This window comes from Clostridium sp. ZBS15, assembly GCF_023845705.1.
Classification (GTDB): Bacteria; Bacillota; Clostridia; order Clostridiales; family Clostridiaceae; genus Clostridium; species Clostridium aquiflavi.
The window spans coordinates 1-9,634 of the sequence record NZ_JAMQHY010000014.1; the positions used below are offsets into that span (position 1 = coordinate 1).

Below are 9,634 nucleotides of genomic sequence, written 5' to 3' on the forward strand. Positions count from 1 at the left end.
GCATGTCAAGGAAAGAAAGACTTAGCAACATTAGCTAAACAATTAAATTTAGATGCAATCCATGACACAGTACATGAAATGTGTAAAGATGAAGCTAGACATGGAAGAGCATTTAAAGGATTATTAGATAGATATTTTGCATAATATAGTGATTAATTATATTATTGCTTAAAATTTAACTTAAATTATCCCTAAATCCAACATTATAAATAATATTTATTTACTGAAAGTAGGTATATGGAAATTTATCCATATACCTATTTTTAGATTTAATACCTAAAACATCATTTGTATATTTTTAATTAATAAAGTGTGACATAGCCTTTTGTTTTTTTATAAATTTATTGTAAACTTATATTGATAATATAGTTGACAATTGAAAAGCCATAATTATATAATATAAGAAACTATTAAGGGGGGGGAAAGTTATATCTAGTAAATTAATATTAAAGGATCAAATTGTATGTGCAATGTTTGCTGTTATTACAGCTATATGCGCTCAAATTTCAATACCATTTTTTCAAGTTCCGTTTACAATGCAGGTTTTTGCAATTGTACTCTCAGCAGTTATTCTTGGGTATAAAAAGGCGTTTATATCACAAATAATATACATATTATTAGGGGCAATTGGGTTACCTGTTTTTGCAGGCTTTAAAGGAGGAATTCAAGCACTTTTAGGACCAACAGGTGGATATATTACTTCATTTTTATTAATGGTATTAATTATTGGATATTTTTCAGAAAAGTATAATGATAATTATTTTATTATTAGCTTTTCAGGCACATTAGGAATTATAATTTGTTATATTATAGGCACAGCTCAATTAGCGTTTATTTTAAATATAACATTTTCAAGTGCTTTAAAAATAGGGGTTTTACCTTTCGTTATTTTTGATTTAGCAAAGATATTTTTAGGAGTATTTTTAGGGATTAATATAAAAAAGAGAATATATATAATATAAAAATATATGAACATATTTTAAAATAGTAGCGGTATATGCCATTTTACCCATTGTATATATCAACACATGTTAAAAACATAGCCAAGTATAAAGATGATTTCTGAATAAATAGGAATCATCTTTTTTAAATTCTAAAGTTATATCATGGTTATATTAGGAAAAAGTCAATAAAAACTAAAAAATAATATTATCTTAAGGTTTATTTAAAGATTTATTTAATAGATTGAATATATACTAAATTATGTGTAAAAATATAAATTTTTACCTTGTATAAGAAAAGATTTAATGTAAAATATTTTAATTTATTTTAGGGGGAATAAAATTTTGAAACGAATAACTGGAATTTTACTAGTATTGTTTGTATTTATGAATCAAATAAGTGTACAAGCAGCAACACGGGAAAATATGCAACTTTCTATGGAAAATATAGAAGAAATTATAACTGAGTATAGTCCTGATTTAAAAATAATGAAGAATAATTTAAAAAAAGATAAAGAAAAGTATAAAGATATTTTAGATGAAATTGATGATAAAGAAAGCGAAATCAGCAGACTAGAAAATGATATTAATAATTATAAAAATGTAGTTAAGCCTCAAGAGATAGCTAAATCTTCAGAGAGTAAAAAGGAAGATAAAGAAATTAAATTGAATGAGGATCTAAGGAGTGCCAAAAAAGAATTAGATTCATTAAAAGATGAAAAGCAAGCAGCAAAGCACAATTTAAAAGTATCTAATATAAGATATGAAAAGGATTTACAAGGTTTAATTGAATCAGCACAAAGACAATATATACAATATGTAGATACCTTATTAAAAAAAGAATTAAAGAAATATGAAACTAATTTTAAAAATAAACAAGTAGAAATAAACAATATAAAGTATGGTAATGGATTTATATCTAAAAAAGAGTATGAGAAAAACTTAGATGATATTACTGACTTTAATAATGAGCTAAAAGAAATAGAGGTTAAAGAAAAAAACGAGTTAAAAGATCTATTATTTTCTTTAGGGGTTCCAAGTAATACAGATATAAAAGTTGATACTAATATAAAAGGTGATCTTGATAAAATATCTAAAATAAATTTTGAAGAAGATTTAGATGATATGTTATTAAATAATATAGATCTAAAAATAAAAGATATAGAAAATGATAAAGTGAAGGACGATTCAGACATAAGTGATTACGAAATTAAAAATAATAAAATTTCATTAAGGCAGGAAGAAGAAAAAGTTAAAATAGAATTTCAAAAAAGATATAATAATCTTATGCTTTCAAGCAACTTGTTAAAAGCAAGCAATGATAAATTAAGTAGAACTCAAGATGATGCTTTAATAATGCAAACTAAATATAATTATGGATTTGCATCAAAGAAACAAGTGGATGAGTTAGAAGTTGGTTTAAATAATAAAAATCAAGATTTTATATCACAAGTAAATAATTTATACATGGATTATTTAAGTTATATGAAAATGAAAGATGGATATTAGAGTGGAGTGGTATAAATTATGAATAAAATAGAAATAAAAAATTTAAGTCCTAAAAATATTATTTTAAAAGTGAAAAATTCTAAAAAACGTATGAGTAAAAAAAAGATGGTTATGTTATTTGTAGCTATTCTAGTTATTGTAGGAATTGCATTTAAGATGTTTTTTTCTAAACCTCCTAATGTACAAGCTCAAAATACTATTCTTAACAAAGCTAATATTGTTAATAGTATTAATGTTTTAGGTGAAGTAAAAAGTGAAAGTTCTACAAATGTTTATACAAATTCAGGTAATATAGTAAAAGAAGTTAAAGTTAAAGTTGGAGATGAAGTTAAGACTGGAGATGTTCTAGCTATATTAGATACTGAAAAATTAAAAGAGGAAATAGAGCAATTAACAGAAACTTTGAGTGCTTCTGAGGCGAATGGTAAGTTAGATCTTGATAGTAAAAAAAGAGCGTATGACAATATAGTTTACATAAATGAGAATAATCTTAATACAGATCTTATAAATGCAAACTCAATGTTAGAAACAGCCAAAATGACTTTAGAAGATGCAGAAAGATTATATCAATATAACAAGACAATTTTAGGCTATGGAGAGATATCTAATCAGGAATTTAAAAAATCAGAAAATGATTATAATAAAGCTAAAGATGATTATAACAAAGCTAATGTTGAGTTGGAAAATTCGAAACTAAAAATACAAGAAGATTTAAAAAATGCACAAAATAGCTATGAAAGCGCTAAAATAGCTTATGAAAATAAAAGTGAACGTGTTGCACTTGAAAATAAAAAGAAAGAATTAGATGAATGCACAATTAAAGCTTCAGTAGATGGAACTATCACTACTGTTAATGCAACTGTAGGAAGCCCAAGCGCAGGAACATTATTTAAAATAGAAGATTTAAACAATTTGGTTATAAAAGCATCAATAAAGGAAGTCGACATTGCTAATATAAAAGTTGGTCAAAAAACTATAATAAAAACAGATGCAACGGATGATTTAGAACTTTTAGGAGAAATAAGTGAAATAAGTCCTACAGCTAAAGTTGATGAACCTACTGTAGCTACTGGTAATTCTACATCTAATAGTGGAGATGTTATTTTTGAAGCTAAAGTAAAAATTAATGAGATGAATGAAAATATAAAGATAGGAATGAAAGCAAAATTAAATATTATTTTGGAAGAAAAAAATGATGTTTATGCAATTCCTCATGAGAGCATAATTGAAAATGAAAATGGTCTAAGTATATATGTAGCTGAAGCACAAGAAGATAATAAATATATTATTAAAGAAGTAGCTATAAATAAGGGTATGGAATCAGATTTTAATGTTGAAATCTATGGAGATGAACTACAAGATGGAATGAAAGTACTTTCTGAACCAAGCAATTATACTGTTGGAAGTATAGTTGAACTAGGTGGAGGAATGGCTGAGCCCGTTGGAGGTGAGGTTATTGAGCAATAATATAATTGAAATGAATAATATTGTAAAGAGCTTCTATATAGGAACTGAGAATCAATTAGATATTTTAAAAAACATTGATATAAATGTAAAAAAAGGCGAATTTATATCAATAGTAGGGGCTTCTGGATCTGGTAAAAGTACTTTAATGAACATTATAGGAGCTTTGGACAGACCTACATCTGGAACTTATATATTAGATAGTACTAATATAAATGATATATCAGACAATGGATTATCAGAAATACGTAATAAAAAAATAGGTTTTGTATTTCAAACATTTAATTTAATACCAAGAAGTAGTGCACTTAAAAATGTTGAGTTACCAATGCTTTATGCAGGAGTGGATAAAAAAGTCAGAATAGAACGTGCTAAAAAACTTTTAGAGCTTGTAGGAATGGAAGATAGAATTAATCATCTTCCAAATGAGCTTTCTGGTGGTCAGAAGCAAAGAGTGGCAATAGCTAGAGCTTTAGTTAATGATCCAAGTATAATACTTGCTGATGAACCTACAGGAGCATTAGATTCAGAAACTGGAAGATTAGTTATGGATTTATTTCATAAAGTACATGAAACAGAAGGTAAGACTATTGTATTTATAACTCATAATTATGAATTAGCATTAGAAACTGAAAGAATTATAACGTTGAAGGATGGAAAGATAATATCTGATGACTATAATAAGAATTATTCTAAGAAATTTCCAGATGGTGAAAAGTTATGTTTATAAAAGAAAATATAATGCTTGCCATAGCTGGAATTAAATCAAACAAGATGCGTTCTATTCTTACGATGCTTGGAATAATTATTGGAATTTCTTCTGTTATAGGAATAGTATCAATTGGTAATGCCATAACTTCATCTTTAACAAGTACATTAGCTAGCAATGGAGCAACAAATATAGATGTTTCCATCTCTCCTAAGAGTGAAGGAGAAGATGGAATGAGCTATGATTCAAATGCATGGGATAAAATGACAGAAGAAGATTGCTTTTCATTAGAACAGATTGATGAATTTAAAGAAAAATTTAGCAATGACATTGATAGTATAAGTGTATCTGAACATGGCGGATCAGGAAAAGCAAAAGAAGGATATTCATATGCTAATGTAAGTATTATGGGTGTAAATGACGGGTATAAAGATGCCAAAAATATAAAGCTATTAAAAGGTAGATTTATAAATGATAAGGATGTAAAAGGAAAGAGAAAACTTGCTGTTGTATCTGATAAATTTGTAAATAATATATTTAAAAAAAATATAGATCCCTTAGGAAAAGAGATTAAGGTATATGTAGGAGATGATATTAAAAGTTATGTAGTTGTAGGTGTATATAAATTTGAAGCATCACCTTTTGATGGAGGTAGTAGATCATCGGAAAAAGATATGCAAACTAATTTATATATTCCAGTAACTACATCTAAAGAATCTGCTAAGAACAAAAATTATTCATATTTCACTGTAAAGCCAAAGGCAGATGCTGATATAATGAAATTAACAAATGATTTTAGTAAATATTTTAAAAATCTATATAAAAATAATAAAAACTGGACAGTTCAGGTTCGTAATATGGAAAGTGAGCTAAAAGAAATGACTTCAGCTCTTGGAAAAGTATCTTTGGCTATTTCGGTCATAGCAGCAATATCATTACTTGTTGGTGGTATTGGAGTAATGAATATAATGCTAGTGTCTGTTACAGAGAGAACAAAAGAAATCGGTACTAGAAAAGCATTAGGTGCAAAAAGTTCTCATATAAAAATGCAGTTTATAGTAGAATCAGCTATAATATGTGCAATAGGTGGGACAATAGGAATAGTGTTAGGTATAGGGATGGGAATTATTACGTCTTTAGTTTTAAAATCGCCAGTTGTTATATCTGTTCCTACAATATTAATTAGTTTTACGTTTTCTATGTTTATTGGAGTGTTCTTTGGATATTATCCAGCTAATAAAGCTGCGAAACTTGATCCAATTGAGGCACTAAGATATGAATAGATGTTAGTTGAAAGTTGATAGTGGAAAGTGGAGAGTTAAGGAAAAAATTCCTTATTGGAATTTTGAAATTATATTTTTAGAAAGTCTTAAAGATTTTCAACCAAAACTTTTAATTCTTAACTCTCCATTCTTAACTAAAAAAGGTGGCGTAGCCACCTTTAATTTATTATGCGATTATTAACTTGATAATTATAAATTGTCTTTGAAATCTGAGCTATTTTTTCTTCAGCATTTTCTAAATCTTTTGTATAAATTATAAATATGTAAGGGTTGTCCGGAAATACTATTGCTATATCATGTATGTATTCATTACTAGAACCTACTTTATGAGCAACTATGTTATGAGGGATATATTTATCTATTCTATCATGATAATCAGTAGATTTTAAAACATCAATTAAATGAGAGTAAGTTACATCACTTTTATTGTCATAAATATGCTTTAAAATTCTGAATTCAGTTTCTGGAGTAGTTATATTTTCATTATATGGTATTGAAATATTAAACATTTCATTAATTTCTTTTCTAACTTGATCATGTCCACCTAAATATGAACCAATCATATTAGTAGCAATATTATCGGAATTAATTATAGATAAATCTAATAATTCACTAATTGGAGTAGGAGGAATGTCACATAAATTTTGAAGTATTCCTGTCCCTTCTTCATAATCATCCTCTTTATAATCTAATTTTTTATTAAGTAAATTTTTATCTGTCTTATTTTTTTCATATGTCAATACATTTAATTTAACTTTATAAGTACTTGCAGCAATGAAAGTATTACTTTTATTAAGCTCAATATATTTATTATAGTTTAAATCATAGTATATAAATCCAACGCGATCGCTATCAGATCCTAAATAAAAAAGGATTCTATCCTCAAGATTATATTTACTATCATTTAAAATTTTCAATTTTTCATTATCACTTAAATTTGCATTAAATAAATCTTTGCTTATTTTAGTGCCAGTAATTAGTTTAGTAGGTTCAACAGTTTTAACATTTTCAATATTTTCTGTATTGGAGCTATGAGAATTATCACTATCAATATGAACTTTATCATAATTTTCATTATCTTCATTTGATTCAATGTTTTTAGCTTGTACTATGTCCTCGGATTGTTGTGGAAAATAATAAACGCAAAAAAACAATGTGATAATTAATACAGTTAAAATTAAAAATGTTACAAAATAATCCTTTAAAATCCTCATATTTTATCTCCTAATAAAAATGTTTCTTGTAAAAATTGTATGAAATATATAAAATGATGTCAATAAATTTTTTGATATTAATAATGATAGGAAGTAATATTAATAATATAGTAATAATTGAGTTACCACATTTAGTATAATATAACAACAAACGAAAATATCTTATAGTCTTGCTTAATTACATAAATTATATACTAAATTTATAATAAGGAGTGATATTGTGAATAAATATTCTAATTATTCTTTAAAATTAATTAATAAAATAAGTGAGGCAAAAGAAATAAGTTATTATGAACTTAAAAAGATTTTTTCAAAATATGAAAATGAAAAAGACGATAAAATGAATAAGAAATTTGATTTAGATATAGAATTAGAAAAGTTAGAAGAAAAAGGATTAGTAGCACAAGAAGATGGTATGATAATTTTTCAGGATGTTTAAAAAATATAATTTAATAAATGTTAATGTTATTTAAGCTATAAAAATACTTAAATTTTTTATAGCTTAAATTTTTTATTCTACAAATAAAAATAAGTTATAATTAAATTATAATAGAATTTGTATAATTGTAATTTAATTGGATTAAAATATAATATTGATAAAATAATAAATAAGTTAAAAATGAAAGTTGAGGAATGTTATATGGGTAAGAAGATGAAAAAAAATAAGAATGTCAATATATTACTTACTTTAGGTGCAATAACAGGAGTAGCAACAGCAGCAACTTTAGGGTTAAATAAAGTTAAAAATAAAGCTAAAAATAAAATTTTTACAGAATCATTTGAATATATGAATAATGAAGGCAAAGATGTGTACTTTGTAGGTGGAGGTTTAGCTTCATTAGCTGGTGCAGCTTATCTTATAAGAGATTGCAATTTTGAAGGTGAAAATATTCATATTATAGAGGGTATGAAAATACTTGGGGGTAGTAATGATGGTGGAGGTAATCCAGTTAATGGATTTATATGTCGTGGTGGAAGAATGCTCAATGAAGAAACATATGAAAACTTTTGGGATCTATTTTCGAGTATTCCATCATTAGAGTTTCCAGGAAAAAGCGTTACTGAGGAAATTTTAAATTTTGATCATTTACATCCAACACATGCACAAGCTAGGTTAGTTGATAAAGATGGTGTAATACAAGATACAAAGAGTATGGGATTTAATAATGCTGATCGTATGGCACTTGGAAAATTAATGGCAACTCCAGAAGAAAAATTAGATGATATGACTATTGAAGAATGGTTTGAACATACACCACATTTCTTTGAAACAAATTTTTGGTATATGTGGCAAACAACATTTGCATTCCAAAAGTGGTCTAGTTTATTTGAATTTAAACGCTATATGGAACGCATGATATTTGAATTCTCACGTATTGAAACTTTAGAAGGAGTAACTCGTACAACATACAATCAATATGAATCAGTTATTATGCCATTAAAATCTTATTTAGAAGACTTTGGAGTAGATTTTAGTATTAATGCAACAGTAACAGATCTGGATTTTAAAGAAGGAGAAGAGATTACAGTTACTGCAATACACATAAAAGATTCGGAAGGAGAAAAAATAATCGAATTAAAAGATGATGATGTATGTATTATGACTAATGGTTGTATGACTGATAATGCAACATTAGGAGATTACAATACACCAGCAGAGTATAAAATAGATAACCCAATGTCGGCTGAACTTTGGGAAAAAATAGCTAAAAAGAAAATTGGACTTGGAAATCCTGAACCATTTTTTAAATATCCAGAGAAAACTAATTGGGAAAGCTTTACTGTAACTTGTAAAGGAAATAAATTATTAAAACTTATAGAGCAATTTTCTGGAAATATTCCAGGTAGTGGAGCATTAATGACTTTTAAAGATTCAAGTTGGCTAATGAGCATAGTTATAGCTGCTCAACCACACTTCAAAAATCAACCACTTGATACTACTATTTTCTGGGGATATGGATTGTACACTGATAGAGAAGGAGATTATGTAAAGAAACCTATGCGTGAGTGTACTGGAGAAGAAATCTTAATAGAGTTATTACATCATTTGCATTTTGAAGATAAAATTGATGAGATAAAAGAATCTATAGTTAATGTTATTCCTTGCATGATGCCATATATAGATTCACAATTTCAACCACGCAAGATGAGTGATCGTCCTAAAGTTGTACCTAATGGCTCAACAAATTTTGCAATGATTAGTCAATTTGTTGAAATACCAGGAGATATGGTGTTTACAGAAGAGTACTCTGTACGTGCAGCTAGGATAGCAGTATATACTTTATTTAATATAAAGCATAAAAAAATTTGTCCAATAACACAATATAAAAAAGATCCAAGAATATTAAAGCAAGCATTAAAAAAATCTTATAGTTAAATTTAGCTCTACTTTAAAATAATTATATATTTAAATGATAAAATATTAAGATATGTTTTAAATATGTGTGGATATATTTTGCGTATACATATATCCACACTTTGTTAAAACATAGCTTTTAGAACAAAATCGCTAAG

Annotated in this window: 10 protein-coding genes; 9 read left to right on the forward strand and 1 reads right to left on the reverse strand. The window is 26.4% G+C overall.

Translation table 11 applies throughout. The annotated features are described in order from the left end of the window. The 7 genes from NG904_RS06850 to NG904_RS06880 form a co-directional block, all read left to right on the forward strand. Positions 1-144 (forward strand): ferritin family protein (locus NG904_RS06850; RefSeq protein ID WP_502801314.1); only part of this gene is annotated, 144 nt, incomplete at its 5' end. 314 nt (positions 145-458) lie between these two features. Beyond that, positions 459-962 carry a biotin transporter BioY gene (locus tag NG904_RS06855; protein ID WP_502801458.1) on the forward strand — a complete coding sequence of 168 codons (504 nt, stop codon included), beginning with the start codon at positions 459-461 and terminating at the stop codon, positions 960-962. Between the two features lie 324 nt (positions 963-1,286). Beyond that, positions 1,287-2,450 (forward strand): TolC family protein, encoded by a 1,164-nt coding sequence (locus tag NG904_RS06860; RefSeq protein WP_252230661.1) that lies wholly within the window; start codon positions 1,287-1,289, stop codon positions 2,448-2,450. Positions 2,451-2,468: 18 nt separating this feature from the next. Continuing rightward, positions 2,469-3,917 carry an HlyD family secretion protein gene (locus NG904_RS06865; RefSeq protein WP_252230663.1) on the forward strand — a complete coding sequence of 483 codons (1,449 nt, stop codon included), beginning with the start codon at positions 2,469-2,471 and terminating at the stop codon, positions 3,915-3,917. Further along, the gene (locus NG904_RS06870; RefSeq protein ID WP_035785574.1) at positions 3,907-4,644 is read left to right on the forward strand and encodes an ABC transporter ATP-binding protein; all 738 of its coding nucleotides are present in this window, start codon (positions 3,907-3,909) and stop codon (positions 4,642-4,644) included. The genes NG904_RS06865 and NG904_RS06870 overlap by 11 nt, the downstream gene beginning before the upstream one ends. After that, on the forward strand, positions 4,635-5,906 hold the full coding sequence (locus NG904_RS06875) for an ABC transporter permease (protein WP_252230665.1): 1,272 nt from the start codon (positions 4,635-4,637) through the stop codon (positions 5,904-5,906). Before NG904_RS06870 ends, NG904_RS06875 begins: the two co-directional genes overlap by 10 nt. A 7-nt stretch (positions 5,907-5,913) precedes the next feature. Then, a complete protein-coding gene (locus NG904_RS06880; protein ID WP_252230667.1) occupies positions 5,914-6,087 on the forward strand; it encodes a hypothetical protein in 174 nt (57 codons plus the stop codon). On the opposite strand, the gene NG904_RS06885 is transcribed toward NG904_RS06880, so the two are convergent. Next, a complete protein-coding gene (locus NG904_RS06885) occupies positions 6,065-7,120 on the reverse strand; it encodes a serine hydrolase (protein ID WP_252230669.1) in 1,056 nt (351 codons plus the stop codon). The genes NG904_RS06880 and NG904_RS06885 overlap by 23 nt on opposite strands. A 220-nt stretch (positions 7,121-7,340) precedes the next feature. Here NG904_RS06885 and NG904_RS06890 point away from each other — a divergent pair, with 220 nt between their 5' ends. Beyond that, the gene (locus NG904_RS06890; RefSeq protein WP_252230671.1) at positions 7,341-7,559 is read left to right on the forward strand and encodes a DEAD/DEAH box helicase; all 219 of its coding nucleotides are present in this window, start codon (positions 7,341-7,343) and stop codon (positions 7,557-7,559) included. A 201-nt stretch (positions 7,560-7,760) separates the two neighbouring features. Beyond that, on the forward strand, positions 7,761-9,497 hold the full coding sequence (locus NG904_RS06895) for an oleate hydratase (protein ID WP_252213675.1): 1,737 nt from the start codon (positions 7,761-7,763) through the stop codon (positions 9,495-9,497). Positions 9,498-9,634: the final 137 nt, after the last annotated feature.